Genomic DNA, 26,324 nt, shown 5'->3' on the forward strand with positions numbered 1-26,324 from the left:
AACGCGGCCGGATCGAGCCCTTCGGTTGACAATATTCCGTGACCGGCGATTCTGCGCCGAAGGTCCGGGTGGGGATTCGGGGCATGTGGGATTTCGAGATCGGCCGGACCTTGGGCATCGTCGCCAGGACGTGGCCCTTCGTGCTGTTTCGCATGGTGGTCTATTTCGGCATCACGATCGCCTATATCGCGGCAACCGGCATGGGCGCCGGCGTCGGCTACGGAACCGGCCACATACTCGGCGAAGGCGGAGGCCCGGTCACCTTCGCGCTCTGGGGCGGCATCATCGGCTTCGGGCTGGTCTCGGCCGCGGTCTACTGGATCCGTGAATACATCCTCTACATCGTCAAGGCCGGCCACATAGCGGTGATGGTTCACCTGATCGAGGGCCGCGAAGTGCCCGGCGGGCAAAGCCAGATCGCCTATGCGCGGCAGGTGGTCACCCAACGTTTCGCGGAAGCCAATATCCTGTTCGTGCTGGATCAACTCATCAAGGGCGTGCTCAGGGCCATCACCGGCCTTCTCGGCGGCATCGCCGCTTTCGTCCCGATCCCCGGGTTGAGCGGGCTGGTCAAGTTCTTCAACGCCGTCATCCGCATGTCGCTGACCTATGTCGACGAGATCATACTCGGCTACAACATCCGCACCGACAGCGCCGCGCCCTTCGACACGGCGAGGCAGGGCGTGGTGCTCTACGCGCAGAACGGCAAGACCATGCTGAAGAACGCGCTCTGGCTGTCCATTCTGATGTGGGGGCTGGCGCTGGTCGTCTTCCTGACGACGCTGGCTCCGGCGGCCGCCGTGCTCTACGCCATGCCGGGAGAGCTCGCCGGCTGGGGCTTCGTTCTCGCCATCGTCTTCACCTGGGCGTTCAGCGCCGCCTTCATCGAACCCTTCTGCATCGCCGCCCTGATGCAGGTCTATTTCACGGCGATCGAAGGCCAGACGCCTGATCCCGAGTGGGACCAGCGGTTGTCGGAAACCTCAAAACAGTTCCGCGAGCTGAAGGACAAGGCCTCGGCGCCGTTTGGCGGCTGGGCCGGTGCGCCCGCAAGCTGACCAGCGCAGCCATCATCGCCGCTCGGCTACGCGGTCCGGTCCACGATCTCCTTCAGCGCGGCTTCGCCCGCCCCGGAAAACGTCTCGCTCATGATCAGGTCGGACAGCTTGAGCCGCTTTGCCCAGCCACGCGCTTCGAGGTCGGGCCTTGGCGCGAACTCCGAAACCCGACCGACGCAGAGATAGGCGACGGGGACGGCATGCTCGGGTATCTGCAGCAACTCCCGCAGCGCCTGCGTTTCGAGGATCGAAACCCAGCCGACGCCGACGCCTTCCGCGCGCGCTGCCAGCCAGAAATTCTGGACCGCGCAGACCGTGCTGTAGAGGTCCATCTGCGGATTGTGCCAGCGGCCCAGCGGCGAATTTTCCGATCGCCGCCGGTCGCATGTGATGCACAGATTGAGCGCGCTTTCGCAGATGCCCTCGAGCTTGAGCTTGCGGTAGAGCGCCTGCCGCTCCTCCGCGATGTTGGGCAGTTCCTGCTCGCGCGCTGCAAGGAAAAGGTCGCGCACCTGCTGCCGCCGCAAGTTGTCGCGAATGACGATGAAATTCCACGGCTGCATGTAGCCGACCGACGGCGCATGGTGGGCGGCGATCAGCAGGCGCGCCAGGACGGCGTCGTCGAGCGGGTCGGGCAGGAAGTGGCTGCGGACGTCGCGGCGCGAGAAGATAGCGCGATAGACGGCGTCTCTGGCGGTCTGGTCGAAAGGTTCGCCGTCGCCGGCGGTCGGGTGTTCGGGCATCGCTTGTCCCCTTGCGATCGAAATCGGCCCGCCTGACCAAGCGGTCGACAATGTCTGCAAGGCCGGTCTTCTGGCTCGAGATCACCCCGCAAATCGGCGCCTTCCCGTTGCAAGCAACAGTGGCCACTAGGTCACGACCTAGCCGATGCAGTCCCTCTTACAGCGTTGGGCACGCCACGGATTTCAACCGTGTTCCCGATTCTCCCGCTTGGCAGCGGGCACCTGGCAGCATCGGCGACGATACGCGAAGGCGAGGCGAGATGCATCCTTCCGGTGCGACATTGGCGGGCACCGGTGCGATTTCCCCAGCCTTCGGGCATGTATGGCGTGGCCACCACCGCCATTGCTGATAGACTGAAGGGATGACGACACGCCTCTATTCGCACCCGATCTTTCTGGAACACCTGACGCCGCCCGGTCATCCGGAACGGCCGGACCGGCTTCGCGCTATCGCCCGCGCACTTGATGACGAGGCATTCGCCCATCTCGACCGCGTCGAGGCGCCGGAAGGCGACGAGGCGACGATCCTCTATGTCCATCCCGAGAGCTACGTCGAGCACATCCGCCGAGCGATCCCGGAGGAGGGCATTGTCAGCATCGACGCTGACACTTCGGTCAGCCCGAAAAGCTGGCAGGCGGCCCTGACCGGCGTGGGGGCGGCCAATGCTGCCGTCGACGACGTGTTTTCGGGCAAGGCCGACAATGTTTTTGTCGCCTCGCGCCCGCCTGGCCACCATGCGGAAAAGACCACGGCGATGGGCTTTTGCCTGTTCAACAATGTGGCGATCGCCGCGCGCCATGCGCAGAAGAAGCACGGGGCCGGGCGCGTCGCGATCGTCGATTGGGACGTGCATCACGGCAACGGCACCCAGGACATTTTCTGGGACGATCCGTCGGTGCTCTATTGCTCCACGCACCAGATGCCGCTCTATCCCGGCACCGGCGCTGAAAACGAGACGGGCGCGGGCAATATCGTCAACGCGCCGCTTGCGCCGCAGAGCGGCAGCGAGGCTTTTCGCGAAGCGTTCCGCTCGCGCGTGCTGCCGGCAGTCGATGGTTTTGCGCCTGATTTGATCATCATCTCCGCCGGTTTCGACGCGCATCACCGCGACCCGCTGGCCGAGATCAACCTGACCGAGGAAGACTTCGACTGGGCTACGGGACAATTGATGGACCGCGCCGCGCGCCATTGCGGCAACCGGCTGGTCAGCGTGCTGGAAGGCGGCTACGACCTGCAAGGATTGTCGTTTTCGGTCGCGGCCCATGTCGCGCGCATGATGAAAGGATGAATGATGGCGGATGAAGCCAACGAAGATATCAAGGCGATGAGCTTCGAGCAGGCGCTGGAGGCGCTGGAGCGCATCGTCGACGACCTGGAGCGCGGCGACGTGCCGCTCGACAAGTCGATCAAAATTTATGAGCGCGGCGAGGCGCTGAAAATCCACTGCGACCGGCTGCTGAAGGCCGCTGAGGACAAAGTCGAGAAGATCAGGCTGTCGCGTGACGGCAAGCCGGCCGGAACGGAGCCGCTGGACGCGGAGTAGGGCGGCTAACCGACAAGCATTCTGGATTTCATCGGATTGGGATCAGAATTCCAGGCAGTTGATCGCCAGGCGTGTCGGGCCCAGATAGAGGGAAACCAAAACCCGCAACGTTGAGTATCGGACAGACCGGGAGCAAGTCATGTGCCGAAACATAAGAACCCTGTTCAATTTCGATCCGCCCGCGACGGACGAGGAAATCCATGACGCCGCGCTCCAGTTCGTGCGCAAGCTGAGCGGATCGACCAAGCCTTCGAAGCGCAACGAGGCAGCCTTCGAGAAGGCGGTCAGTTCGATCGCGGCATGCGCCCGCGAACTCATCGATTCGCTGGAGACGACGCAGCCGCCGAAGAACCGCGAGGAAGAAGCCGCCAAGGCGCGCGCCAGGATGGTGATCCGGTACGCATGACTGGCGCGGTCAGGCCGCGGTGCGCAAGCCTGGAACCTGTTTATGGAAACCTGTTCGCATGCGAGACACGGTGCCCGTCTGTTCTGCATCGCTTTTGACTTCCGACAGGGCGAGGCGTGGATTCCCGACACTCTCCGCTCGCGCTTCGCACTCGCTCACGAGGCCGGGAATGACGTACTTCCTTTACCGCTTCGGCCAGTCGCCAGCGCTGAAGATTGCCGGAGATGAAATGAAAGCCGTCATTCCCGACCTCGTGAGCGAGCGAAGCGCAGCGGAGAGTGTCGGGAATCCATGCCTCAGCGCAGAGGACACCAGAATCTTCTCAGGTCCGGACATCCGGCGAAACATTCGGTTGCGCGCTTGGTGAAGCGGATCTTCACGAGCCGAAGCTGCGAAATGCAGTCTCGACGTCGGCGTCGCTGGCGAATTCACCGCGGCGAAGCTGGGCTAGGCTTTCCAGAATATCGGGAAGGTGCGTCGGCTCGGTCTGTTCCGGCGACTGGTCGCCTTCTGCAAGGCTCAGCATCAAACGCGCGATCTTTTCCTGGTCGTCCCGCGGCATCTGCCGCACCGCTTCCACGGCTTTTTCAAGAAGCTGGTTCATGTAGAAAGATATAGGCTATCTTCGAAAACGGGAAAAGAACCGAATTCGACGGCAGGTTGCGAGGTGTAAACCATGAGCTTCTTTCCGGGAAACGACCCTGTCGCCGGTGATGCCTTCGCCTGCGACCAGATCGAGCTGATGGTCATTCCCAATGCCCGTGACATAGGCGGCTTTCAGGTGCGCCGCGCCCTGCCGACGGCCAGACGCCGGCTGGTGGGGCCGTTCATCTTCTTCGACCGCATGGGGCCTGCGATCCTGCGCGCCGGGCAGGCGCTGGACGTGCGGCCACATCCGCACATAGGCCTGTCGACGGTGACATACCTGTTCGACGGCAAGATCAGGCACCGCGATTCGCTCGGCACCGAGATGGTGATCGCGCCGGGCGACGTTAATTTGATGACGGCTGGCCGCGGCATTGTCCATTCCGAGCGGACGCCGGAGGAACTGCGCGGCGCGCCGATGTCGGTGTCCGGGCTGCAGACCTGGCTGGCGCTGCCCGACGACAAGGAGGAAACCGCCCCGGTCTTCGAGAACACCGGCCGCGATCTGCTGCCGCGGTTCGAGTATGACGGAGCGTCGGGACGCTTGGTGATGGGCAGCCTTTCCGGCATTCGTTCGCCGGTGCGCACGGATACGGACACACTCTACGCCGACATAAGTCTTGCGCCCGGCGCGCGGATAAGCATTCCCGCCGACGCCGAGGAGCGGGCGATCTATGTGCTCGACGGCATGGTGACGATTTCCGGCGACGAATTTCCGTCCGACCGCCTGCTGGTGTTCAGGCCCGGCGACGAGATCGTGGTCTCATCGGAAGAGGGCGCGCATTTCATGCTGTTCGGCGGCGCCTCGCTCGGCTCCAAGCGTTATATCTGGTGGAACTTCGTCTCGTCCTCGAAGGAGCGCATCGAGCAGGCCAAGCACGAGTGGAAGACCGGCCGCTTCGATATTGTTCCGGGCGACGAAGAGGAATTCATTCCCTTGCCCGAGGGATGAAAGGGTTGCTCATGTCGACCTCGCCGTTAAAGCCTATCTCTTCCGCCACGGTGCCCTGGGTCGAGGTCTCCGACGTTCCACGCTTCGGCATACGCTATCGCCACCTGACGCTGGCCGCGGTTGGCGAAAGTTATCATGTCGGCGTGGCGATCGAGGAACTGGCGCCCGGTATGCGCAGCAACCCGGCGCATTATCACATCTTCGAGGAGGAGCATGTCTATGTCCTCGAAGGCTCGATGACGGTGCGCATCGGCGCTGGATCGTATGAGATGAAGGCGGGCGACTATGCCTGCTTTCCGGCCGGGCAGAAGGCAGGGCACGGCTTCGTCAACGAAAGCGGCGCGGTCTGTCGCTATGTGATCCTGGGGGAGAACAGGCCGGACGAGGTGGCCGTATACACCGACTCGAAAAAGGTGCTGGTGCGCTCGCTGGGGCGGCGCGCGATCTTCGACCTCGCGGCGTTGCGCGGCTATTGGGACGGCGAGGACACCGGCCTGCCGGGCGGGGACAACGCGCCGCCGGAGCCCTCGACCGACGCGCTCGACGGAGCGGCAAGTATCGCGCCGCCGATCGCGTCAGGCGACGTCAAGTGGACTGTCGAGGGCGAAAGCCCGCGCTTCGGCGGCAGGTCGAAACACCTGACCTATGCGGCCGTGGGCAAGGACTACCACGTCGGCGTGCTGATCGAATCGCCGGCGCCCGGCATGCGTCTGTGCCCCAGGCACTATCACATGCTGGAGGAGGAGCATGCCTTGATCCTCGAAGGCGAAGTGACCCTCCTGCTCGGTGACGAACGCCATGTGATGAAGCCCGCGACTATGTCTGCTTCCCTGCCGGCCAGAAAATCGGGCATTCCTTCCTGAACAGCGGCAGCGGTCCCTGCGCCTACCTGATGATCGGCGAGCAGAACCCGAACGACGTCTGCGTCTATCCCGACTCCAACAAGGTGATGGTGCGCGCCCTGCGAAGCGAGGACGACATTTTCGACATGGCGGCGATCCGCCGGTATTGGGACGGCGAAGAGCCGGCGTGAGCGGTCTGTAGGCAGCGTCACAGGCTTGAAAGGCTGGGGCGCTGCCCCTCACCCTACCCTCTCCCCGTAAGGACGGGGAGAGGGGGCGTCTTCGCTGATGCTAGTCTCTACGCCAGCGATTGGCAGCGACGTAGATGTCTCCCTCTCCCCGTCCTTACGGGGAGAGGGTAAGGGTGAGGGGCGGCGTCGGCGCTTCAAGCGATTGGCCGGCGCGCGTCTGATTGGCCGGCGCGCCACCGTCGCGCATTTACAAGGCGCGGTTTGAACCTTATGCCGTTCGGCTTGATCCTGCGTGCAGGCGAGAGACAATTGAGCAAGCCCCCGAAAACGCCGCTTCTGGACAAGGTCCGCATCCCATCGGACCTGCGCGCCCTGCCAGAGAACCAGTTGCCGCAACTGGCGGCGGAGCTGCGCGCCGAACTCATCGATGCGGTTTCGCACACCGGCGGCCATCTCGGGGCAGGGCTCGGCGTGGTCGAACTGACGGTGGCGCTGCATTACGTGTTCGACACACCTGGCGACCGACTGATCTGGGACGTCGGCCACCAGGCCTATCCGCACAAGATCCTTACCGGCCGGCGCGACCGCATCCGCACGCTGCGCGCCGAGGGCGGGCTGTCTGGTTTCACCAAGCGCCAGGAGAGCGAATACGACCCGTTCGGCGCCGCGCATTCGTCCACCTCGATCTCCGCCGGGCTCGGCATGGCGGTGGCGCGCGACTTGACCGGCAGGAAGAACAACGTCATCTCGGTGATCGGTGACGGCGCCATGTCGGCCGGCATGGCCTATGAGGCGATGAACAATGCCGGCGCGCTCGACGCCCGGCTGATCGTCATCCTCAACGACAATGACATGTCGATCGCGCCGCCCTCAGGCGCGATGAGCGCCTATCTGGCGCGGCTCGCCTCGGGCAGGGCCTATGCCGGTTTCCGCGAACTGGGCAAGAAGCTGACCTCCTATCTCGGCAAGCGCGCCGACCGCGCCATCACCCGTGCGGTGGAGCATGCGCGCGGCTACGTCACCGGCGGAACGCTGTTCGAGGAACTCGGCTTCTACCATATCGGCCCGATCGACGGGCACAATCTCGAGCATCTGGTGCCGGTGCTCCGGAATGTGCGCGACAATGGCGACGGCCCGGTGCTGATCCATGTCGTCACCCAGAAGGGCAAGGGCTACGCCCCGGCCGAAGCCGCGAGCGACAAATATCACGGCGTCAACAAGTTCGACGTGATCACCGGCGCGCAGGCCAAGGCGCCAGCCAATGCGCCGAGCTACACGAAAGTTTTTGCCGAAAGCCTGATCCAGGAGGCGCGCGAGGATGAAAAGATCATCGCTATCACGGCAGCCATGCCCTCCGGCACCGGCCTCGACCTATTTGGCGAGGCGTTTCCGTCGCGCACCTTTGACGTCGGCATCGCCGAGCAGCACGCCGTCACCTTCGCCGCCGGCCTCGCCACCGAGGGGCTAAGACCCTTCGTCGCGATCTATTCGACATTCCTGCAACGCGCTTACGACCAGGTCGTGCACGACGTGGCTATCCAGAAGCTGCCGGTGCGTTTTCCCATCGACCGCGCCGGCTTCGTCGGTGCCGACGGTCCGACCCATTGCGGCGCGTTCGACACCACCTATCTCGCCTCGCTGCCCGGCTTCGTGGTGATGGCGGCGGCCGACGAGGCCGAGCTTCGCCACATGGTGCGCACGGCGGCGGTCTACGATGACGGCCCGATCGCCTTCCGCTATCCGCGCGGCAACGGCGTCGGCGTTGACATGCCCGAACGCGGCACCGCGCTTGAGATCGGCAAGGGCCGGATCGTGCGCGAGGGGACGAAGGTCGCGCTGCTGTCGTTCGGCACGCGGCTGCAGGATTGCCTGCTCGCGGCCGAGGAACTCGCCGCCGCCGGCCTGTCGACCACGGTTGCCGATGCGCGTTTCGCCAAGCCGCTGGACGAGGACATGATCCGCCGGCTGGCGCGCGGCCACGAGGTGCTGGTGACTGTCGAGGAGGGTGCGATCGGCGGCTTCGCAAGCCATGTGCTTCAATTCCTGGCGCGCGACGGCCTGCTGGATTCCGGCCTCAAGGTGCGGCCGCTGGTGCTGCCGGACGCCTTCACCGATCACGCCAAGCCGGAAAAGATGTATGCCGATGCAGGCCTGGACAGCGCCGGCATCGTGCGCACGGTGTTTGCCGCGCTCGGCCGCACCGCGCACGCGGCGCGCGCCTGAATCTTTTTCTGAAGAACCTGAATCTCTTCCCGAACCGGCTGAATCGGCTTCGCAGGCAGTCGCGCTAACCGGCTGTTTACGCTGCCGTTTGGCGTTTCGGTTACCCTGTCTCTTGGCCGTTTCTTAGCGCCGCTTTGCTAGAACGGCGCAAGGCAGGGAGCATAAGAAAATGATCAGGCTACTGAGCGGCGCAGCCTTTTTGGCTGTCATGACCGCGTCGGCGGCGGCTGAGCCGCGCCATGACGTCAGGCTGGAACAGGCGGCGATGCGGATCGTCGCGCAAAAGGTCGGCGGCATACGCGGCGGCTTTTCGCATGAAGAGAAGCCGGTATTCATCCGGACTGTGTTGGCGCTCGAAAACGGCACCACGGATCCGATCGAGACCGGTACGGTCACTGCCGCCAAGGTCTATTCCGACCGGCGGATCATGACCCCTGACGACATCACAGCACTTCGCCAGCGCAGGGTATCGCGGGTTATCGTTTTCTGACACGCTTGCCTTCGGCGGCGGCATTCGCCAATGAAGGCCATGACTTCTAGGAAAAACGGCGACAGGCTCAGGCTCGACGAACTTCTCGTCGGGCGCGGCCTGTTTTCCAGCCGCTCGCGCGCCCGCGACGCGGTCGAGCGTGGCACGGTCACGGTCGACGGCGCGCGCGCGTCCAAGCCGGGGCAGAGCATACCGGCGGACGCCGTCGTCGAGGTGAACGATCCGGCGCAGCATTATGTCTCGCGCGCAGCGCTGAAGCTGCTCGCCGGCCTCGATCATTTCAGCCTCGATCCGGCGGGCGCTGAAGCGCTCGATATCGGCGCATCGACCGGCGGCTTCACGCAGGTGCTGCTCGAGCGCGGCGCGGCTCACGTTACGGCGATCGATGTCGGGCACGGGCAGATGCATCCAACGCTCAAATGCGATCCGCGCGTGACCTCAATCGAAGGGCTGAACGCGCGCGACCTCACCGCCGAGAGCCTTGGCGAGCGCCTGCCGGATTTCGTCGTCTCCGACGTGAGCTTCATTTCGCTGACGCTAGCCCTGCCGCCGACTCTCGACCTGGCGCGGCCTGACGCGGCTGGCCTGTTCCTGGTCAAGCCGCAATTCGAGGCTGGGCGCGAGGCGATCGGCAAGGGCGGTCTCCTGAAGCATCCGGAGGATGGACCGCTGGTCGCCGCGCGTCTGGCGGCCTGGCTCGGCTCAGCCCCCGGCTGGCGGGTGCTCGGCCTCACCGCCTCGCCGATCGAGGGCGGTGACGGCAACCGCGAATTCCTGCTCGCCGGGATCAAGGACCAATGACGGAGCGGTTCGAAATCGCACGCCTCGGCGCACAGGGCGACGGCATCGCCGAGACCGCAAGCGGGCCGGTCTTCGTCCCGTTCGCGCTTCCTGGCGAGACAGTAACGGCCGCCCGCGACAAGGATCGCGCCGCGCTCGTCTCGGTCGTAGAAGCGTCGCCGCTGCGCGTCGCCCCGCCCTGTCGCCACTTCACCGAATGTGGCGGCTGCGCGCTGCAGCATCTGGAACCCGCCGCCTACCTCGAATTCAAGCGCGGGAAGGTCGCTCAGGCGCTGCTGGGCAAGGGCATCGAGGCGTCGGTGGCCGCGACGATACCCTGCGCGCCGAACTCCCGCCGGCGGGCGGTGTTTTCGGCGCGGCGCGGCGATGGCGGGATGCTCTTCGGCTACCGCCGCGCGCTGTCGCACGAAATCATAGACATCACCGAATGCCCGATCTCCGTGCCTGAGATTGAAGCGGCGCTAGGCCCGCTGAAGGGGCTCTCTGACGTGATCTGCAAGGTGCAGACCCCGTTCCACATGATCGTGACCCAGACCGCGTCTGGGCTGGACATCGCCGCGGAGGAATCGGGCTCACTTTCGGAAAAAGCGCGCAAGGTCGCCTCGGATTTCGTCATCCGGCACGGCTTTGCCCGGCTGACCGTCGACGGCGAAATCATCATCGAGCCGAAAAAGCCGATGGTCTTCTTCGGCGAGATCTCGGTATTCCCGCCGCCCGGCGGCTTCCTGCAGGCCGTGGCGTCGGCCGAGGCGGCGATGGCCGACCTCGTGATGGGCCATCTGCGCCGCGCCAAAAAAGTGCTGGACCTGTTCGCCGGTTCGGGCGCTTTTGCCCTGCGCCTGGCCCGCAGCGCGGAAGTGCATGCGGTGGAGGGAGACGGCGCAGCCCTCGCCGCGCTCGACCGCGGCTTCCGTTTCGGTACCGGCCTGAAGCGGGTGACTGCGGAAAAGCGCGACCTGTTCCGCCGGCCGGTGACCTTCAAGGAACTCGCCGCATTCGACGGCCTCGTCTTCGACCCGCCGCGCGCCGGGGCCGAAGACCAGGCCAAGCAGATCGCCCGCTCGGAGGTGCCTTACGTCGCCGCCGTCTCGTGCAATCCCACCACGCTGGCGCGGGACCTGCGCATCCTGATCGACGGCGGCTATGCATTGAAAAGCGTCACGCCGATCGACCAGTTCCTGTGGTCGCCGCATGTCGAGGCCGTGGCCTTGCTGGAGAAGCCGAAGAGACGGCGGTAGGCACTCCATCGGCTATCCCGGATGGTTGACGGCCCGCTCGTGGCCTGTATCGATCGACGTAGTTGACCCTGTCGGAGATCGGTAATGACGAGAACGGCTTTGCTTTCTCTTGCACCAAGGGATCGGCACGAGACGCATCGCGTGGCCACCCCGCTGGAACTCTTTTTCGACTTGGCATCCGTCATAGCGATTGCCTCTGCCGCCTCGGGGCTTCACCACGCGCTATCGGCAGGTCATCCGGCGGAGGGTCTGGTCGGCTATGCCTTCGGCTTCTTCGCCATGTGGTGGGCATGGATGAACTACACATGGTTTGCATCCGCCTACGGCAATGACGGCGTGCCGTTCCGGCTCGTTACGTTGCTCATCATTTTCGGATCGCTGGTGATGGCCGCCGACATGCCGGATATGTTCGGGCGCGAGCATTTTTACACGGTGCTTGCAGGCTATCTGATCATGCGGGTCGGCATGATCTCGCTCTGGCTCATGGCTGCTTATGGCGATCCGGCCCGACGCACCACCGCATTGCGCTATGCACTCGGTATTGCTCTGGCTCAGATCTACTGGTCAGTCATCATTATCTTCGCGCAGCCGGGAAATTTCTTCTTCGTCGCTCTTTTCGGGCTTGGCGCTGTGTTCGAGTTGTCCGTTCCGGCGCTGGCCGAGCGGGCGAGTCAGACGACTTGGCATCGCCACCACATTATGGAGCGCTACGGCTTGTTGAACATTATCGTTCTCGGGGAGGGCCTGCTTGCCTCCGTGCTTGCCATTCGCGCCGCGGAAGAAAGCTTCTCGCTGGCCAGTCCGCTGGTGCATGCCGCAATCGCGGCGGCGGTCGTCTTCTTCTGCTTCTGGTCGCTCTATTTCACCGCCGAAGAGCACCTTTCGCGCGAGACAACCCACCGCGCTCTGGTCTGGGGTTATGGCCATGTCGCCATCTTCGCGGCTGGGGCCGCATGCGGCGCGGGCTTTGGCGTTCTGGTCGACATTCTGACCGGCCATGCATCGGTGTCGTTGCGCACCGGCGACATCGCCGTCGGTGTGCCGATCGCGATCTATCTTCTCGGCCTGTGGTTCGTTCGCGACCGGTATTACATGCGCGGGGCATGGAAATGGCTGTTGCCTGCCGCGGCGGCGTTGGTCCTGGCGATTGCCTTGGCGGCTCCGGCCGCCCTCGAGTTGATGACGATCGCGCTCGTTCTGTGCACGGCCATTCGCCGCTATGCGTCATCGCATGGCGGCGTGCACGGAACCGAGAGCCAGCACGGCCACTGAGCGGTTCGTCCACGAATGCCGGCACGCCTTGATAAGGCGCACCCCCGGTTTTGCTGCCGATAGCTGACCTTCGCTCCTACTTGGTCAGTACGACATGCGTGGCTTTTTGCGAGGGAATGTGCTCGGTGCACCGGTAGCCGAGAGCGGCCGTATCGATATCGGCGAAGAGGTGTTCGCCGGAGCCGAGGAGTATCGGCGATATCGCAAGGTGCATCTCGTCGATGAGCCCGGCGCGCAGATATTGCCGTACAGTCGCCACGCCCCCGCCGATCAGCACATCCTTGCGGTCGGCTGCCTGGACGGCGCGCTCCAGCGCCGCCTCGATTCCGTCGGTCACGAAGTGAAAAATCGTGCCGCCCGCCATCGTGACGGGCGCGCGTTCATGGTGCGTCAGCACGAAGACGGGGCAGTGGTAGGGCGGATTGTCTCCCCACCAGCCCTTCCAATTTTCGTCAGGCCAGGGTCCGCGAACCGGCCCGAACATGTTTCGGCCCATGATCCACGCGCCGATATTCGTGAAAGCGCGCGCCGCGAACTCGTCGTCGACACCTGTCGTGCCATCTTTTCCCTGCATCCGCTGAAATGTGCGGGTCGGGATAAACCAATCGTGCAGCGCCTCGCCGCCTTCGCCCAGCGGATTCTCGAGGCTCTGGTTGAGGCCGGCGCCGAAGCCGTCGAGTGACAGGCTGAAACACCCAGTGCGAAGTTTGGACATGCCAGGTTCCTTCCCAATCCCAATTTCAAAACGCAACCAGTTATGCTATTGCATAACTGATCCTGTTTTGCAACCAGTTTTTCAGAAAGCTACTAGCCGCCGAATTTGTAACGCACTCCAAGCGAGATGATGTCGGCACTGCCTTCGGCCGTGCCGGCGTAACGGATACCTGCTGTCGTCTCGTCCACCGGCCCATCGTCTACAAACAGGTGCGAATAGCCGAAGTCGATCGAAAGCTGCTCGTTCCAATTGTAGCTCGCGCCAATGCTGGCCCAGATACGGTCGGCATCTGGCAGCCGCATGGAACGGTCCTCGTCCTGGGTCGGCGCAATCTCGTAGCCGACACCGGTCCGCAACGTCAGATTGGGATTGAACTTGTACTCCCCGCCAATCGAGAAGAACCATCCATCGTCGTAGTTGAGGGCCAGATCCGAGCCGGCCGGCGAGCCTTCGAAAGGCACGACCTGGATGCGGCTCCAATTGGTCCATTCCATGCCGCCCATGATCGTGAACGCGTCGTTGATCCGCTGACGCACGCCGACCGATACAGTTTCAGGCACCGTCAGGTCGGCGGTGATCGGATAGGCTCCCGCGGGAATCGTGCCTATCGGCGTCACAACCGGGATTTCGAAGGTCTGGCTGCCGCCCAGCGAATGCTCGATCGCCGATCGGTAGCCAATGCCGATGGTAGTGCCGTCGAACGGCGTCAACGTCACGCCGGCGACCAAACCGACATTGACGTCGTCGCCCTCGAGCCGTTGCCGGGGCGGCCCGGCAGTCGGCGCCAGCGCCGTTTCGATGTCGACATCGAAATACTCGATCTGCATGCCGATGCCGACGCTGATCATGTCGTTGACCTTGAAGCCGAAGACCGGGGTCGCATTGATCGAGACCGCCTCCGCCTCGAGATGGCTGAACATCCCGACCCAGGGTTCGTCAGAAGTCGTGGCGAGGCCATAGGGCGCGGTGACGCTCATGCCGATATAGAACTCATCGGTGAGCGGCATCGCGAAATAGGTCGCGGGCACAATGCCGGTTTCGCCGACATCGCCGCCGCTGCTCGTGATGCCGAACGCCGCGAGCGTCGAACGCGACGGGTCCACGTCAAGCTCCGACTCTGGGAAGATAGCCGTCACGTTGCCCTCGACGGTCATTCCGGTCGCGATGGTCACCGCCGCCGGGTTCCAGAACATCGAGCTGATCAGATCGCCGGGCGCCGCCATGCCGGCAAAACTCGAGCCCTGGCCGTAGGCGGATTGCTCGCGGACCGCAAAGCCCCCGGCCTCCGCTGTCGCGACCCCTGCTACCAGCACCGCTATCGAAACAAAGGATATTGCACGGATCTTACTACGTCGGTTGCCATCGCCGCTTTGAGGCGACGATAGCGCCACCTCGGAAGAAGTTGAAAGATCGGATGCTGTTGTTGGCATCGACTGGAGCGGCCAGCGCTTCCAGGAAGTCAACGATGGGGTGAGAGCAAATCCAACTGCCCCGCTTGCTGAAACGACGCGGAGAACATGGCTCAGGCGCATTCAGAGATCCCCTCTGCATCAAGCCAAGCCCACCCTTGAGCGAAGGTGAATTATCATTGCCTGCCAATCAATTGCTTTTTGACCCGAACGACATTGCGTCTTGCTGTGTGACGCATAGGCCACAGTGTCGGCAGCTGAGGAAAACTCGCCGAAGTTCCGCAAGATGCCGCATTCGCCAAAGTCCCGCGCGAGGAATATCTCGGCAGCGGCCCATGGCTTTGTCCCGAAAGCTATCGGCGGCCTACACCTCGCTCCTGACATGACCCGGCGACGCCGTCCTGACTGTCAGATCTCGAAAGGAGGTTCAATTCGGAGCGAAGATGATCCGGGTCGGACAGCGCCGTTTCGATCGCCGCATGGAGATGCCGCCAGATCGGCGCCGCCTCGGCCAGAACCGCCCGGCCGGCCGGCGTCAGCCGCAGCAGTCGGGCGCGCCTGTCCGTCGGATCGGGCGCCGTCTCGACGAGGCCACGACGCTCCAGCGGCTTGAGATTGGCAGTCAAGGTCGTCCTGTCCATCGCCAGCAGCGCCGCCACGCTGCCGAGGTTCGGCGGTTTCGGCCGATTGAGCGACATGAGGAGGGAGAACTGCCCGCTGGTGATACCGGCGGGCTTCAGTGCGACATCGAAACGGCGTGCGAGCGCGCGCGCCGCCCTCTGCGTATGCAGGCACAGGCAGGTGTCACGCACCAGAAGGGTGGTTTCGAAGGCAAGGTCGGCAGGAGCGTGCATCTCAAGGGTTGACATCCATGGACTCCTTACGTTGATATCAACATAGATGCGGAAGGGTCAATCGACGACTGCCTTCCCAAGGATTTGACGTAGAAGGAAGCTGACCGTGTCCACGATGCAGCCATTCCTCATGTTCCAGGGCGGCCATGCCGAAAAGGCGATGAACTTCTATGTCTCGCTATTCGACGACGGCGAGGTTTTCGAGGTCACGCGCTGGCAGAAGGGCGAGCAGGGCGCGGAGGGCGGCATCAAGCTGGCCCGCTTCAGGGCCGCCGGGCAAAGCATGCTGGCCAACGATAGCCCGGTAAAGCACGCCTTCGACTTCACGCCATCGTTGTCCTTCTTCGTCGACTGCGCGTCGGACGAGGAGCAGAGGCGGCTTTTCGCCGAACTGTCGGATGGTGGCGCGGTAATGATGCCGCTGGACGATTACGGTTTCAGCAAGCGCTTCGCCTGGGTCGCCGACCGCTTCGGCGTGTCCTGGCAGCTCAATCTCCCCTGACGCGCGTCGAAACACCACTCAAGAAGGAGACGACAATGAAGATCGTGACCAGCCTGAGCTTCCAGGGCCAGTGCCGCGAGGCATTCGAGTTCTACGCCAAAGTACTGGGCGGAAAGATCACCGCCGCCATGCCCTATGGCGATGCGCCTCCCGGCATGCCGATCACCGATGAGAAGTACAAGACCTGGCTGATGCACTGCTGGCTCGAGGTCGGCGACCAGGCGCTGATGGGCGCCGACATGGACGTAGAATGGGCGCCCAACATCGGCAAGCCCAAGAACGGCTTCGACGTCACCCTGCATACCGAGGACAAGGCCGAAGCCCAACGCTGGTTCGATCGCCTGTCCGACGGCGGCAAGGCTGTCATGCCGTTCGGCGAGACCTTCTGGTCGCCCGGCTTCGGCTCCCTGATCGACAGGTTCGGCGTCCCGTGGATGGTCAACGTCATTCCATCGGCTGACTGGAGGCCGTCGCAGGGCTGATCCCGTGCCCAAAAAACACCGATAGAAGAATGCAACCGGATCTCGGCGCTGGCGGAGAGCGGCTGGCCGACGCCGGCCGGCCGTGGCCAAAGCGTCTGCAACTTATGAAGCAGACTTCCCGAACCGACGCAAATAGGCGGCAGCGACTTCGGCCGCCCAGGAGTCTAGGCTAGCATGCCTTCTGCCAGCGAGGACCGCCGCATGCCCCGCTTTCTTGCCGTCTACACCATGAAGCCCGAAGACCTCGCCCGCTTTCGCAGCCTGCCCAAGCCCGAGCAGAATGCGATTGATGCCGTCGGCTTACAGCAGTGGGCGGACTGGGAGGAGAGAAATGCTGCATTTTTCCCCGATCGCGGCGGCATGGTCGGCAGGACGACGCGCGTTACCAAGGACGGCATCGCCAACGCCGTGAACCCCTTCTGTGGCTACATTGTCGTCGAGGCCGATACCATCGATGCCGCCGCCCGCCTGTTCGAGAACCACCCGCACTTTACGGTCTTCCCGGGAGACGGCGTGGACATCATGCCCTTCCTCACCGGCCCTGCGGCGACTTGAACATCCGCTAATCGTTTGCTGATGCCAGAAGCCGTCTGTCGCTATCGGCCCCCTCCTGTCGGCAATGCGTCGGGGCTAGGCTTGGACGTTGCCTAACGTGGAAATCGTTGGAGCAAAAGTGGCGCAGTGGCCTACCGCCACCTCTCATCATTTAAGCGCGGCGAGTTCTGCTCCAGCAAAAACGGCGAGCGCAGCAGTCGCTGTATGCCGCGAGGGCGCTGTTGCCGTCTCCGGGTTGGGCCTTGCATATAGTTTGATATCATACTAACTAGTACGACATCGAACTAATGAGGTAGTGATGGAGCGTCGACGGTTTCTGACCCTGATGGGCGGTGGGGTTATCTTGGCAGCGGGCAGTGCAGCGGGGGCTTTTGCCGTTACCCGAACACCGACCCGGGCGCTGATGCCCTGGACGCAGACGACGTTTTACGACGAGCCTCGGCGCCGGGCCCTTTCCTTTGCCATCCTCGCACCCAATCCGCATAACCGTCAGCCCTGGCTTGTCGATCTCGCGACGCCCGGCGAGGTGCTGCTGCTGGTCGATACTGCCCGCATGCTGCCCCATACAGATCCGCAGAACCGACAGATCACTATCGGCCTGGGTTGTTTCCTCGAGCTCATGGTGACGGCGGCAGCCGCTGACGGGTATCGCGTGGATCTTGAGCTCTTCCCCCAGGGCGCCGACGCAGCGGGCCTGGATGCGCGGCCAGTGGCGCGTGCACGCTTCATCGAGGACGCGACGATCGTCATCGATCCCCTGTTTGAGCACGTCTTGGCGCGGCGATCGCTAAAGGAGCCTTGTGACTTAGGCAAGCCGGTGGCCACGTCGCTTCTCGCCAGCCTTGCCGCAAGTATCCGCCACGGTTCGACACCTGGACACACCAATGATCCCGACGTCGTGTCGGCCCTGCGGGACCTGACGCACCGCGCTCTCGACATCGAGATCGACACGCCCCGAACCTACAAGGAGAGCGTGGACCTGTTTCGGCTCGGCAAAGCCGAGATCGAGGCCAACCCCGATGGCATCGACTTTGGCGGCCCGCTGTTCGATACCTTGGTCCTGACCGGTCAATTCACCCGCACGATCGCCCTGGACAAGTCATCGATGGTCTTCGCACAGGGGCGGGACGCGGTGTTGGCCAATACCGATACGGCAATGGCCCATTTCTGGCTGGTCACCGGCAGCAATACCCGACAGGACCAGATCGCCGCGGGCAGAGACTGGGTGCGGGTCCACCTGGCTGCGACGGCGCTTGGGCTCGGCCTCCAGCCGTTGAGCCAGGCACTCCAGGAATTCCCTGAAATGGCCGAGTGCTACGCCCAGGCGCACCAGAAGCTTGCGTCGGCGGGCGGGACCGTTCAAATGCTGGCAAGGCTCGGCTATGCGACGCCCGTCGGACCCAGTCCGCGGTGGCCTTTGGACGCCAAGATCATTGCGGAGGGCTGATGGATAGGGACAAGGCTGGGGCGCAGATTTTCGGGTTCTTCAACGAGATCGGCATCGTATCCCAACTCAGCAGCGCACTGTTCATGCGCCTGATCCCGGGCGGCCTGCACTTGTCCCACTTCATCGTGCTCAATCATCTCGTGCGTGTCGGCGACTGCCGCACGCCCATGCAGATAGCGGCGGCCCTGCAGGTGACCAAGGCCACCATGACCCACACGCTGGGGGTTCTGGGCCGGCATGGCTTTGTCGAGGTCGGTCCCAACCCGGACGATGGTCGCTCCAAGCTTGTTCGCCTGACCCCAGCCGGACGGAGCTTCCGCGACGAAGCCATTGCCAGCCTGGCCCCAGCGTTCGGCTTCGTCGCCGAAGCGCTGACGCCGGCGGAAATTCAGGCAGCCCTGCCCGTGCTCGAAAAGGTGAGAAAACTGCTGGACGCCGAGCGCGACAGCCCCACGATCGGCTGAGCTGGTCAGTCCTTGGCCGTACCGGGCGCCTAGGTAGATCAACCCATACCGCGTACGTGCCGAAGGGCAAGGCCATGACCGACCTCGTGGACGGCGCTCGCGAGAGGATGGGCCGCGCTGTCTTCGAGAGTTGGGACCCCCACGACATTGCTGAACTGGTGCGGCTGATGCGGAAGTTCGCCGATGCCGTGAAGGACTGAGAGTTGAAGCCGCGCCACGTCTCGAAATCATCGACCCGGACGACCGCTTGCCGAAAACTCCCGCCTCCCGGCTATAGCTTCATTGACGGTTGCAGCCTGTCGCCTAGCTACTAGACGTCGCAACGAGGAGCGCACTATGGAAACCCAGGAACTCCATCGCGGTCGGCTGATCGATCATATTGGGCTCGTGGTTCGGGACATTGAGGCCAGCCGCCGTTTCTACAAGGCCATCTTCGCCGTGCTGGAGATACCGGTCGCCGGCGAAGCCGACGACTATTTCTGGGCGGATGAGCTTTTCGTCTCTACCGCCGACAGCCCGGCGGCGGCGGGAAAACTGACGGGACGCCATCATCTCGCCTTCCAGGCAAGGGATCGCGCGATGGTCGACGCTTTTTATGCAGCCGGCCTCGAGGGCGGCGGCGTGGACAATGGCAAGCCGGGGGAACGTCCCCGTTACCACCCGGGCTACTACGCAGCCTTTCTGCTCGATCCGGACGGCAACAACATAGAGGCCGTGTTCCACGGCGAGGCGAAGCGCAGCGCACCATCGGTGAAGATCACCTTTTGAAGCACATAGAGGCCGTTGCTGACCTCCAGAAATGATGGAAAGCCCGCCAAAGATGCATCTGCCGGAGAGGTGGAATGAAAGGCAAACGGCTCGCATTGTACACGTTCGGAGTTTTCCGGGCGCCTGCCAACGATGCTGTGAATCAGGGCTTCCATGATCGCAACGACCGCAACCTTATCGCTGTCGAATTGAGCGAAGGGTTCATCGCTCGATCGGGCTATGATGATGAACCTGGTCCCGAAAGCTGGGGTGAGCAGGTTTTTCCGCGCTTTTACGTCGAACGTGGAGACGGTTGGTCGCCATCGACCTTATCCTTGTGGAAGGACTTGGCCTCACCGATGGCATTCTCTTACGCTGGAATACATGCGGAAGCGTTAAGGCGCGGGAGAGAATGGTTTCTCAAACCTGCTTGGCCGCCATATGCCCTTTGGTGGGTTGAGTGGGACCATACACCCACTTGGACAGAGGCGGTGAAGAGGCAGGAATTTCTGCACGACCACAATGCCAGTCCCTTTGCCTTCGATTTCAAGACGGCTTTCGATGAAGAAGACCGGCCGACCATCATCGATCGCGACGCCGTTAAACGAAACACCCGCCTGAACGAGGAGCGGCAGCGCGGGTGAGTCAACTCACCGTTTGAAGGCCCTAAACCCGCGTCCCGCCTACCGTCATCTGGTTCATCCGGAGGTGCGGCTGGCCGACGCCGACGGGCACGCCCTGGCCGGCTTTGCCGCACATGCCGATGCCGGTGTCGAGCTTCATGTCGTTGCCGATCATGGTGACGCGGTGCATGGCGTCGGGGCCGTTGCCGATCAGCATCGCGCCCTTGACCGGCCGGGTCACCTTGCCGTCCTCGATCATGTAGGCCTCGGTGCAGCCGAACACGAACTTGCCCGACGTGATGTCGACCTGGCCGCCGCCGAAGGAGACGGCGTAGATGCCGTTCTTCACCGAAGCGATGATCTCGGCGGGATCCATGTCGCCCGCGGTCATGTAGGTGTTGGTCATGCGCGGCATGGGCTGGTGGGCGTAGGATTCGCGCCTGCCGTTGCCGGTGGCCTTCATGCCCATCAGGCGGGCATTCTGGCGGTCCTGCATGTAGCCGACCAGCTTGCCGTCTTCGATCAGCACGTTGCGGTTGGTCGGCGTGCCTTCGTCGTCGATCGTCAGCGAGCCGCGCCGCTCGGCAATGGTGCCGTCGTCGACCACGGTGACGCCCTTGGCCGCCACTTGACTGCCCATGAGGCCGGCAAAGGCCGAGGTCTTCTTGCGGTTGAAGTCGCCCTCCAGCCCGTGGCCCACTGCCTCGTGCAGCATGACGCCCGGCCAGCCGCTGGACAGCACGATGTCGAACGTGCCGGCGGGGGCGGGGGTCGCCTCGAGATTGACCAGCGCCTGGCGCAGGGCCTCTCCGGCCGCGCGCTTCCAGCTGTCCTCGACCAGGAACTCGCCGAACCCCTTGCGCCCGCCCATTCCGTGCGAGCCGGATTCCTGGCGGTCGCCTTCGCCGACAACGACCGACACGTTTATCCGCACCAGCGGCCGGATGTCGCGGACGATCTGCCCGTCGGCACGCAGGATCTCGACATGCTGCCAGGAAGAGGCGAGCGAGGCGGTGACTTGGCGCACGCGCAGATCGCTGCTGCGCAGCCACGCGTCGATTTCCTGGAGCAGCTTCGACTTTTCCTCGAAGCCTGGCGCCGCTATCGGGTTTTCGTCGCTGTAGAGATGGCGGTTGGTGCGCGGCGGCGCGGCGGCGAGAATGCCCGAATAGCCGCCCTTGACCGCCGACACCGCATCGGCGGCCCGGAGCAGGGCCGCTTCCGAAAGCTCGCTCGAATGCGCGTAGCCGCTGGCCTCTCCTGCCACCGCACGCAGCCCAAAACCCTGGTCGGTGCTGAAATTCGCGGTCTTGAGCCGGCCATTGTCGAACATCAGCGCTTCGCTTTCGCTGTATTCGAGAAAGAGCTCGCCATCGTCGGCGCCTTCGATCGTGTCGGTCACGATGCGGCGCAGTCTGTCTTCCGAAACGTCGAATTGGCCGAGGAGGCTGTTCATGGCGCACCCACTGATATGACGGGAAATCAGCCCACGATGTAGGCGCGGCGGGCCGGTTCGGCAATGCGCGGCCGGATTTTCACTTCGGCAGGGCCGCGAAACCCTCTTCGAAACCGTTAAGTTCGACGGGAATGCCGATGCCTTCCTCCGGCGTCTGGAAGACGATGAAGGTCGCGGAGGTTCCGCTCTTCAGCGTATCGAGCAGGGGCTTTTCGAGGATCACTTCCGCATAGCAGCCGTCCTGGAAGCAGCGCACGAAATAGGCGCGGCCGATGTCCTTGCCGTCGACGTTAAGGCCAAGGCCGTTGGGCAGCAGCACGCCGAGCGGCGCGAGCACCCGCAGGATTTCGGCCTTGTTGTCGGCGGTGCGCAGCACCACGACCGAAAGCCCCATTTCGGGCCGGTCCTCGGCGATGACGTTCTGCATCATCACGCACTGCTCGGCGGTAGCACCGGCCGGCGTGTCGCAGATGATCGACCAGGCACCGTGGGTGGAGCGTACCGCGCCGCTCTGCTGGGCGCCGGCCGGAAGGGCCGCCCCAATGGAAAAGGCGGCGCCGAGGACGACTTTCGCCAGGCTTCCCGAAAGCCGAGATTTCATGGTGTCTCCATTGCGAGATCACGGCGCTATCGACCGTAACGGTGTCAACTATAGGACAAGACAAGGGCTGAACCAGCCGGATAGGTGAGTTTCCTCGCTTTTCGCGGCCGATTCCGCCCGAATTGCGGCCTTGCCGGCGGCGCGCTCCGGAGCGGCCCGAAGGCGGCTCTTCGCGCGCAAAAATGCCGCACGGCTTCTGCCGCTCCTTTCTTGCGGTTGGATACAGAGTATGGTTTGAACCTGCGACACAAACCGGCGGGATTCCTGTCCCGCGCGGATCGATATTCTTGGCGCGGCGAGCGCGTGGAATCGGGAGACGAAGAGGGCGATGAGGAAAGTCTTTGCAAGCGCCGGCGCGGCAGCAGCGTTTTTCGCGTCGACGGCCCCCCTGTTGGCGCAGGCCGACCCGTGGCAGACGCGCTTCCAGCCCGCGGCGACCGATATGATGCGGCAAATCGCGTGGTTCGAGCTCTACACGCTCTGGTTCATCGTGCCGATCACGCTGCTCGTCCTGGCGCTGCTCGCCTATTGCATCTGGAAGTTCCGCGAGAGCGCGAACCCGACGCCCTCGCGCACCAGCCACAACACGCTGATCGAGGTGATCTGGACGATCGGCCCGGTCATCATCCTGCTGTTCATCGCGATTCCGTCGTTCCAGCTGCTGACCGCGCAATACACGCCGCCGGAAGAGGCAAAGCTGACGCTGAAGGCGACCGGCAACCAGTGGAACTGGGATTACGAGTATCAGCTCGAGGAGCCGCTTTCGTTCAACTCCGCCTTGCTGCCGGATGCCGACCGCGCCACGGCGGGCAAGGAAGACCGCGCGGCCTATCCGCGGCTTCTGGCCGTCGACAATGAAGTCGTCGTGCCGGTCAACACGACCGTCCGCGTTCTGGTGACCGCCAGCGACGTAATGCACGCCTTCGCGATGCCGGCCTTCGGCGTCAAGACCGACGCGGTGCCCGGCCGCATCAACGAGATCTGGTTCAAGGCCGAGAAGGAAGGGCTTTATTACGGCCAGTGTTCCGAGCTTTGCGGCAAGGACCATGCCTTCATGCCGATCGCCATACGCGTGGTGACGGAAGAGCAGTACAACACCTGGCTGACGGCCGCCAAGGCCGACCTGCCGGGCGCAAACCGTGCCCTGATGGCAGCGATCGACGGCGCCAACAAGGTAGCGTCCGCCGGCAACTGATGCCGCGGACGGATAAAGAATTGGGAATGGAGCGGAACATGGCAGGCGCGGCAGCTCACGAACACCACGACCACAAGCCCCGCGGCTGGATGAGGTGGGTCAATTCCACAAACCACAAGGACATCGGTACGCTCTACCTGATCTTCGCGATCATGTCCGGCATCCTTGGCGGCGCACTGTCGGTGGTCATGCGCTGGGAACTCGCCGAGCCGGGCATCCAGATCTTCCATGGTCTGGCGGCGATGGTCTACGGCTTCGAAGGCGATGCGGCCCTCGACGGCGGCAAGCACATGTACAACGTCTTCACCACTGGCCATGCGCTGATCATGATCTTCTTCATGGTCATGCCGGCGCTGATCGGCGGCTTCGCCAACTGGATGGTGCCGATCATGATCGGCGCGCCGGACATGGCGTTTCCGCGCATGAACAACATCTCGTTCTGGCTGCTGCCGCCGGCCTTCATCCTGCTTCTGCTTTCCATGTTCGTGCCCGGCCCGACCGGCGGCTTCGGCGTCGGCGGCGGCTGGACGCTCTACCCGCCATTGTCGACATCCGGCCAGCCGGGTCCCGCGATGGACCTGGCCATCCTGTCGATCCACATCGCCGGCGCGTCGTCGATCCTCGGCGCGATCAACTTCATCACCACCATCTTCAACATGCGCGCGCCGGGCATGACGCTGCACAAGATGCCGCTGTTTGCCTGGTCGGTGCTGATCACCGCCTTCCTGCTGCTCCTGTCGCTGCCGGTGCTGGCGGGCGCCATCACCATGCTCCTGACCGACCGCAATTTCGGCACGGCCTTCTTCGCGCCAGAGGGCGGCGGCGATCCGATCCTGTTCCAGCACCTGTTCTGGTTCTTCGGCCATCCGGAAGTCTACATCCTGATCCTTCCGGGCTTCGGCATCGTCAGCCACATCGTCTCGACCTTCTCGCGCAAGCCGGTGTTCGGGTATCTCGGCATGGCCTACGCCATGGTGGCGATCGGCGCTGTCGGCTTCGTGGTCTGGGCGCATCACATGTACACGACCGGCCTGTCGCTCGACACGCAGCGCTACTTCGTGTTCGCCACCATGGTCATCGCGGTGCCGACCGGCGTGAAGATCTTCTCCTGGATCGCCACGATGTGGGGCGGATCGATCTCGATGCGCACGCCGATGCTGTGGGCGATCGGCTTCATCTTCCTGTTCACGGTCGGCGGCGTCACCGGCGTGCAGCTTGCCAATGCCGGCCTCGACCGCGCCATGCACGACACCTACTACGTGGTCGCGCATTTCCACTACGTGCTGTCGCTGGGCGCCGTGTTCGCGATCTTCGCGGCCTGGTACTACTGGTTCCCGAAGATGACCGGCTACATGTATTCGCCGTTCATCGCGCGCTCGCACTTCTGGATCACCTTCGTGGGAGTGAACCTGGTGTTCTTCCCGCAGCACTTCCTGGGGCTGGCCGGCATGCCGCGCCGCTACATCGACTATCCGGACGCGTTCGCCGGCTGGAACCTTGTGTCGTCCTACGGCTCGTATCTCTCGTTCTTCGGCGTGTTCGTGTTCCTCTACGGCGTCTTCGAGGCCTTCTCGAAGAAGCGCATCGCCGGCGCCAACCCCTGGGGCGAGGGCGCAACCACGCTGGAATGGCAGCTTTCTTCGCCGCCGCCGTTCCACCAGTGGGAACAGCTGCCGAGGATCAGGTAGGCAGCTTATATTCGGGACCGCCGGCCTCGCCGGCGGTTTCCGGCAACGGAATGAATGGACTGCGTGCCAATGGCGCTGGTTGAAAACAACAGGCTGGAAGACGCCGCGCTCCGGATTTCGGACGCGACCGCGGCCGACTTCGTCGAGCTGCTGAAGCCGCGCGTCATGTCGCTCGTCGTCTTCACCGCTTTTGTCGGGCTGGTTGCTGCCCCCACGACGCTCAACCCGCTGCTGGCGGTGATAGCCATCCTCGCCATCGCCATCGGCGCCGGCGCTTCGGGCGCGCTCAACATGTGGTACGACGCCGACATCGACGCCGTGATGAGCAGGACGGCCGGGCGTCCAGTGCCGTCGGGCCGCGTGCGGCCGGGCGAAGCGCTGGCTTTCGGGCTCGTGCTTTCGGTGCTTTCGGTGCTCACGCTCGGCGTGCTGGTCGACTGGCTCGCGGCATCGCTTCTGGCCTTCACCATTTTTTTCTACGTGGTCGTCTATACGATGTGGCTGAAGCGCTCGACGCCGCAGAACATCGTCATCGGCGGCGCTGCCGGCGCATTTCCGCCGATGATCGGCTGGGCGGCGGCGACCGGATCGATCGGCGTCGAAAGCGTCATACTGTTCGCGATCACCTTCCTGTGGACCCCGCCGCATTTCTGGGCGCTGGCGCTGTTCAAATGCGAGGACTACAGCCGCGCCGGCATCCCGATGATGCCGAACGTCGCCGGCGAGGCTTCGACCCGCCGCCAGATATTCGCCTACACGCTGCTGGTCGCGCCCGTCGGCGTCCTGCCCTGGCTGCTGGGCTATACCTCGGCGGCTTATGGCCTTGTCGCCGCCGCGCTCGGCGCCGGCTTCGTGTGGCATGCCTGGCACGTGCTGGCGATGCCGGACGGCGACCGTGCCATGAAGCCCGCCAAGGCCATGTTCGCCTATTCGCTGCTCTATCTTTTCGGCATCTTCGCCGCCTACCTGGCCGACAGCGTGGTCGAGCGGGCGCTGGCATTGTCCGGGAGCTGAGCCATGAAGGACGATGACCTGGTCACGATGACCGAAAAGCAGAAAAAGGCGCGCCGCAGCCGCTCTATAGCGATCGGCCTCGCGCTTGCCGTGCTGGTGGTGCTGTTCTATCTCGCCACGATCGCCAAGTTCGGCCCTGCCATACTCGACCGGCCGATGTGAGGATC

At 63.7% G+C, this 26,324-nt stretch carries 30 protein-coding genes, 1 pseudogene and 1 riboswitch; of the genes and pseudogenes, 24 read left to right on the forward strand and 7 right to left on the reverse strand.

Annotated elements, in window-relative coordinates:
- The first annotated feature begins 83 nt into the window (after positions 1-83).
- A complete protein-coding gene (locus ACG873_RS05200; RefSeq protein WP_394890755.1) occupies positions 84-1,058 on the forward strand; it encodes a hypothetical protein in 975 nt (324 codons plus the stop codon).
- A 26-nt stretch (positions 1,059-1,084) separates the two neighbouring features.
- Here ACG873_RS05200 and bluB read toward each other — a convergent pair whose 3' ends face one another.
- Positions 1,085-1,801, reverse strand: coding sequence for a 5,6-dimethylbenzimidazole synthase (gene bluB / locus ACG873_RS05205; protein ID WP_394890756.1), 717 nt, complete (start codon positions 1,799-1,801; stop codon positions 1,085-1,087).
- Between the two features lie 42 nt (positions 1,802-1,843).
- Positions 1,844-2,042: riboswitch (cobalamin riboswitch) on the reverse strand.
- 121 nt (positions 2,043-2,163) lie between these two features.
- Here bluB and ACG873_RS05210 point away from each other — a divergent pair.
- The 3 genes from ACG873_RS05210 to ACG873_RS05220 all read left to right on the forward strand — a co-directional run bounded on the left by ACG873_RS05210 (position 2,164) and on the right by ACG873_RS05220 (position 3,751).
- Positions 2,164-3,090, forward strand: coding sequence for a histone deacetylase family protein (locus tag ACG873_RS05210; protein WP_394890757.1), 927 nt, complete (start codon positions 2,164-2,166; stop codon positions 3,088-3,090).
- Between the two features lie 3 nt (positions 3,091-3,093).
- On the forward strand, positions 3,094-3,345 hold the full coding sequence (locus ACG873_RS05215; RefSeq protein ID WP_008839323.1) for an exodeoxyribonuclease VII small subunit: 252 nt from the start codon (positions 3,094-3,096) through the stop codon (positions 3,343-3,345).
- Between the two features lie 139 nt (positions 3,346-3,484).
- Positions 3,485-3,751, forward strand: coding sequence for a DUF2277 domain-containing protein (locus ACG873_RS05220; protein ID WP_008839324.1), 267 nt, complete (start codon positions 3,485-3,487; stop codon positions 3,749-3,751).
- A gap of 376 nt (positions 3,752-4,127) precedes the next feature.
- Here ACG873_RS05220 and ACG873_RS05225 read toward each other — a convergent pair whose 3' ends face one another.
- Positions 4,128-4,331 carry a hypothetical protein gene (locus ACG873_RS05225; RefSeq protein ID WP_394890758.1) on the reverse strand — a complete coding sequence of 68 codons (204 nt, stop codon included), beginning with the start codon at positions 4,329-4,331 and terminating at the stop codon, positions 4,128-4,130.
- Between the two features lie 96 nt (positions 4,332-4,427).
- Between ACG873_RS05225 and ACG873_RS05230 the strand changes: the two genes are divergently transcribed.
- The 8 genes from ACG873_RS05230 (at position 4,428) to ACG873_RS05265 (ending at position 12,405) form a co-directional block, all read left to right on the forward strand.
- Positions 4,428-5,348: a pirin family protein gene (locus ACG873_RS05230; protein WP_394890759.1), complete on the forward strand. Its 921-nt coding sequence runs from the start codon at positions 4,428-4,430 to the stop codon at positions 5,346-5,348.
- An 11-nt stretch (positions 5,349-5,359) separates the two neighbouring features.
- Positions 5,360-6,211, forward strand: coding sequence for a cupin domain-containing protein (locus ACG873_RS05235; RefSeq protein ID WP_394890760.1), 852 nt, complete (start codon positions 5,360-5,362; stop codon positions 6,209-6,211).
- Positions 6,212-6,240: 29 nt separating this feature from the next.
- Positions 6,241-6,381: a hypothetical protein gene (locus ACG873_RS05240; RefSeq protein ID WP_394890761.1), complete on the forward strand. Its 141-nt coding sequence runs from the start codon at positions 6,241-6,243 to the stop codon at positions 6,379-6,381.
- A 270-nt stretch (positions 6,382-6,651) separates the two neighbouring features.
- Positions 6,652-8,604 carry a 1-deoxy-D-xylulose-5-phosphate synthase gene (gene dxs, locus ACG873_RS05245; RefSeq protein WP_394893362.1) on the forward strand — a complete coding sequence of 651 codons (1,953 nt, stop codon included), beginning with the start codon at positions 6,652-6,654 and terminating at the stop codon, positions 8,602-8,604.
- Positions 8,605-8,773: 169 nt separating this feature from the next.
- A complete protein-coding gene (locus ACG873_RS05250; RefSeq protein WP_394890762.1) occupies positions 8,774-9,094 on the forward strand; it encodes a hypothetical protein in 321 nt (106 codons plus the stop codon).
- Between the two features lie 30 nt (positions 9,095-9,124).
- Positions 9,125-9,895: a TlyA family RNA methyltransferase gene (locus tag ACG873_RS05255; RefSeq protein ID WP_394890763.1), complete on the forward strand. Its 771-nt coding sequence runs from the start codon at positions 9,125-9,127 to the stop codon at positions 9,893-9,895.
- Entirely contained in the window at positions 9,892-11,133 is a 1,242-nt protein-coding gene (locus ACG873_RS05260; protein WP_394890764.1) for a class I SAM-dependent RNA methyltransferase, read from the forward strand. The genes ACG873_RS05255 and ACG873_RS05260 overlap by 4 nt, the downstream gene beginning before the upstream one ends.
- Positions 11,134-11,217: 84 nt before the next feature.
- The gene (locus ACG873_RS05265; RefSeq protein WP_394890765.1) at positions 11,218-12,405 is read left to right on the forward strand and encodes a low temperature requirement protein A; all 1,188 of its coding nucleotides are present in this window, start codon (positions 11,218-11,220) and stop codon (positions 12,403-12,405) included.
- 76 nt (positions 12,406-12,481) lie between these two features.
- On the opposite strand, the gene ACG873_RS05270 is transcribed toward ACG873_RS05265, so the two are convergent.
- The 3 genes from ACG873_RS05270 to ACG873_RS05280 form a co-directional block, all read right to left on the reverse strand.
- Positions 12,482-13,120: a dihydrofolate reductase family protein gene (locus tag ACG873_RS05270; protein ID WP_394890766.1), complete on the reverse strand. Its 639-nt coding sequence runs from the start codon at positions 13,118-13,120 to the stop codon at positions 12,482-12,484.
- Positions 13,121-13,212: 92 nt separating this feature from the next.
- Entirely contained in the window at positions 13,213-14,433 is a 1,221-nt protein-coding gene (locus tag ACG873_RS05275) for an OmpP1/FadL family transporter (protein WP_394890767.1), read from the reverse strand.
- 449 nt (positions 14,434-14,882) lie between these two features.
- Positions 14,883-15,383, reverse strand: coding sequence for a MarR family winged helix-turn-helix transcriptional regulator (locus ACG873_RS05280; RefSeq protein WP_394893364.1), 501 nt, complete (start codon positions 15,381-15,383; stop codon positions 14,883-14,885).
- A 115-nt stretch (positions 15,384-15,498) separates the two neighbouring features.
- Here ACG873_RS05280 and ACG873_RS05285 point away from each other — a divergent pair, with 115 nt between their 5' ends.
- From ACG873_RS05285 to ACG873_RS05320, 8 genes and pseudogenes are all read left to right on the forward strand, one after another.
- On the forward strand, positions 15,499-15,885 hold the full coding sequence (locus ACG873_RS05285; RefSeq protein WP_394893366.1) for a VOC family protein: 387 nt from the start codon (positions 15,499-15,501) through the stop codon (positions 15,883-15,885).
- Between the two features lie 35 nt (positions 15,886-15,920).
- Positions 15,921-16,367: a VOC family protein gene (locus ACG873_RS05290; RefSeq protein ID WP_394890768.1), complete on the forward strand. Its 447-nt coding sequence runs from the start codon at positions 15,921-15,923 to the stop codon at positions 16,365-16,367.
- 201 nt (positions 16,368-16,568) lie between these two features.
- The gene (locus tag ACG873_RS05295) at positions 16,569-16,922 is read left to right on the forward strand and encodes a hypothetical protein (RefSeq protein ID WP_394893367.1); all 354 of its coding nucleotides are present in this window, start codon (positions 16,569-16,571) and stop codon (positions 16,920-16,922) included.
- A 298-nt stretch (positions 16,923-17,220) separates the two neighbouring features.
- Positions 17,221-18,369, forward strand: coding sequence for an Acg family FMN-binding oxidoreductase (locus ACG873_RS05300; RefSeq protein ID WP_394890769.1), 1,149 nt, complete (start codon positions 17,221-17,223; stop codon positions 18,367-18,369).
- Positions 18,369-18,833 carry a MarR family winged helix-turn-helix transcriptional regulator gene (locus ACG873_RS05305; protein ID WP_394890770.1) on the forward strand — a complete coding sequence of 155 codons (465 nt, stop codon included), beginning with the start codon at positions 18,369-18,371 and terminating at the stop codon, positions 18,831-18,833. The genes ACG873_RS05300 and ACG873_RS05305 overlap by 1 nt, the downstream gene beginning before the upstream one ends.
- 59 nt (positions 18,834-18,892) lie before the next feature.
- Positions 18,893-19,033: pseudogene (locus tag ACG873_RS05310) on the forward strand (MarR family transcriptional regulator); the annotation flags it as partial.
- A 136-nt stretch (positions 19,034-19,169) separates the two neighbouring features.
- Entirely contained in the window at positions 19,170-19,601 is a 432-nt protein-coding gene (locus ACG873_RS05315; RefSeq protein WP_394890771.1) for a VOC family protein, read from the forward strand.
- Between the two features lie 74 nt (positions 19,602-19,675).
- Positions 19,676-20,224, forward strand: coding sequence for a DUF3291 domain-containing protein (locus ACG873_RS05320; RefSeq protein WP_394890772.1), 549 nt, complete (start codon positions 19,676-19,678; stop codon positions 20,222-20,224).
- A 22-nt stretch (positions 20,225-20,246) separates the two neighbouring features.
- Here the strand turns inward: ACG873_RS05320 and tldD are convergent, their stop codons facing one another.
- Entirely contained in the window at positions 20,247-21,659 is a 1,413-nt protein-coding gene (gene tldD / locus ACG873_RS05325; RefSeq protein ID WP_394890773.1) for a metalloprotease TldD, read from the reverse strand.
- A 79-nt stretch (positions 21,660-21,738) separates the two neighbouring features.
- Positions 21,739-22,260 (reverse strand): invasion associated locus B family protein, encoded by a 522-nt coding sequence (locus ACG873_RS05330; protein WP_394890774.1) that lies wholly within the window; start codon positions 22,258-22,260, stop codon positions 21,739-21,741.
- 328 nt (positions 22,261-22,588) lie between these two features.
- Here ACG873_RS05330 and coxB point away from each other — a divergent pair, with 328 nt between their 5' ends.
- From coxB to ACG873_RS05350, 4 genes are all read left to right on the forward strand, one after another.
- Positions 22,589-23,455 (forward strand): cytochrome c oxidase subunit II, encoded by an 867-nt coding sequence (coxB, locus tag ACG873_RS05335; protein ID WP_394890775.1) that lies wholly within the window; start codon positions 22,589-22,591, stop codon positions 23,453-23,455.
- Between the two features lie 38 nt (positions 23,456-23,493).
- Positions 23,494-25,143 carry a cytochrome c oxidase subunit I gene (gene ctaD / locus ACG873_RS05340; protein WP_394890776.1) on the forward strand — a complete coding sequence of 550 codons (1,650 nt, stop codon included), beginning with the start codon at positions 23,494-23,496 and terminating at the stop codon, positions 25,141-25,143.
- Between the two features lie 69 nt (positions 25,144-25,212).
- Positions 25,213-26,157, forward strand: coding sequence for a heme o synthase (locus tag ACG873_RS05345; RefSeq protein WP_394890777.1), 945 nt, complete (start codon positions 25,213-25,215; stop codon positions 26,155-26,157).
- Positions 26,158-26,160: 3 nt separating this feature from the next.
- Positions 26,161-26,319: a hypothetical protein gene (locus tag ACG873_RS05350; RefSeq protein WP_394890778.1), complete on the forward strand. Its 159-nt coding sequence runs from the start codon at positions 26,161-26,163 to the stop codon at positions 26,317-26,319.
- The last annotated feature ends 5 nt before the right edge of the window (positions 26,320-26,324 follow it).

The organism is Allomesorhizobium aridi (assembly GCF_043769475.1).
In the GTDB taxonomy this organism is placed as follows: domain Bacteria; phylum Pseudomonadota; class Alphaproteobacteria; order Rhizobiales; family Rhizobiaceae; genus Allomesorhizobium.

Bases quoted from the DNA above. Each gene is read 5' to 3' on its own strand.
- ACG873_RS05200 (WP_394890755.1), top strand. From the start codon at position 84: ATGTGGGATTTCGAGATCGGCCGGACCTTGGGCATCGTCGCCAGGACG.
- bluB (WP_394890756.1), bottom strand. From the start codon at position 1,801: ATGCCCGAACACCCGACCGCCGGCGACGGCGAACCTTTCGACCAGACC.
- ACG873_RS05210 (WP_394890757.1), top strand. From the start codon at position 2,164: ATGACGACACGCCTCTATTCGCACCCGATCTTTCTGGAACACCTGACG.
- ACG873_RS05215 (WP_008839323.1), top strand. From the start codon at position 3,094: ATGGCGGATGAAGCCAACGAAGATATCAAGGCGATGAGCTTCGAGCAG.
- ACG873_RS05220 (WP_008839324.1), top strand. From the start codon at position 3,485: ATGTGCCGAAACATAAGAACCCTGTTCAATTTCGATCCGCCCGCGACG.
- ACG873_RS05230 (WP_394890759.1), top strand. From the start codon at position 4,428: ATGAGCTTCTTTCCGGGAAACGACCCTGTCGCCGGTGATGCCTTCGCC.
- ACG873_RS05235 (WP_394890760.1), top strand. From the start codon at position 5,360: ATGTCGACCTCGCCGTTAAAGCCTATCTCTTCCGCCACGGTGCCCTGG.
- ACG873_RS05240 (WP_394890761.1), top strand. From the start codon at position 6,241: ATGATCGGCGAGCAGAACCCGAACGACGTCTGCGTCTATCCCGACTCC.
- dxs (WP_394893362.1), top strand. From the start codon at position 6,652: ATGCCGTTCGGCTTGATCCTGCGTGCAGGCGAGAGACAATTGAGCAAG.
- ACG873_RS05250 (WP_394890762.1), top strand. From the start codon at position 8,774: ATGATCAGGCTACTGAGCGGCGCAGCCTTTTTGGCTGTCATGACCGCG.
- ACG873_RS05255 (WP_394890763.1), top strand. From the start codon at position 9,125: ATGAAGGCCATGACTTCTAGGAAAAACGGCGACAGGCTCAGGCTCGAC.
- ACG873_RS05260 (WP_394890764.1), top strand. From the start codon at position 9,892: ATGACGGAGCGGTTCGAAATCGCACGCCTCGGCGCACAGGGCGACGGC.
- ACG873_RS05265 (WP_394890765.1), top strand. From the start codon at position 11,218: ATGACGAGAACGGCTTTGCTTTCTCTTGCACCAAGGGATCGGCACGAG.
- ACG873_RS05270 (WP_394890766.1), bottom strand. From the start codon at position 13,120: ATGTCCAAACTTCGCACTGGGTGTTTCAGCCTGTCACTCGACGGCTTC.
- ACG873_RS05280 (WP_394893364.1), bottom strand. From the start codon at position 15,383: ATGCACGCTCCTGCCGACCTTGCCTTCGAAACCACCCTTCTGGTGCGT.
- ACG873_RS05285 (WP_394893366.1), top strand. From the start codon at position 15,499: ATGCAGCCATTCCTCATGTTCCAGGGCGGCCATGCCGAAAAGGCGATG.
- ACG873_RS05290 (WP_394890768.1), top strand. From the start codon at position 15,921: ATGAAGATCGTGACCAGCCTGAGCTTCCAGGGCCAGTGCCGCGAGGCA.
- ACG873_RS05295 (WP_394893367.1), top strand. From the start codon at position 16,569: ATGCCCCGCTTTCTTGCCGTCTACACCATGAAGCCCGAAGACCTCGCC.
- ACG873_RS05300 (WP_394890769.1), top strand. From the start codon at position 17,221: ATGGAGCGTCGACGGTTTCTGACCCTGATGGGCGGTGGGGTTATCTTG.
- ACG873_RS05305 (WP_394890770.1), top strand. From the start codon at position 18,369: ATGGATAGGGACAAGGCTGGGGCGCAGATTTTCGGGTTCTTCAACGAG.
- ACG873_RS05315 (WP_394890771.1), top strand. From the start codon at position 19,170: ATGGAAACCCAGGAACTCCATCGCGGTCGGCTGATCGATCATATTGGG.
- ACG873_RS05320 (WP_394890772.1), top strand. From the start codon at position 19,676: ATGAAAGGCAAACGGCTCGCATTGTACACGTTCGGAGTTTTCCGGGCG.
- tldD (WP_394890773.1), bottom strand. From the start codon at position 21,659: ATGAACAGCCTCCTCGGCCAATTCGACGTTTCGGAAGACAGACTGCGC.
- ACG873_RS05330 (WP_394890774.1), bottom strand. From the start codon at position 22,260: ATGAAATCTCGGCTTTCGGGAAGCCTGGCGAAAGTCGTCCTCGGCGCC.
- coxB (WP_394890775.1), top strand. From the start codon at position 22,589: ATGAGGAAAGTCTTTGCAAGCGCCGGCGCGGCAGCAGCGTTTTTCGCG.
- ctaD (WP_394890776.1), top strand. From the start codon at position 23,494: ATGGCAGGCGCGGCAGCTCACGAACACCACGACCACAAGCCCCGCGGC.
- ACG873_RS05345 (WP_394890777.1), top strand. From the start codon at position 25,213: ATGGCGCTGGTTGAAAACAACAGGCTGGAAGACGCCGCGCTCCGGATT.
- ACG873_RS05350 (WP_394890778.1), top strand. From the start codon at position 26,161: ATGAAGGACGATGACCTGGTCACGATGACCGAAAAGCAGAAAAAGGCG.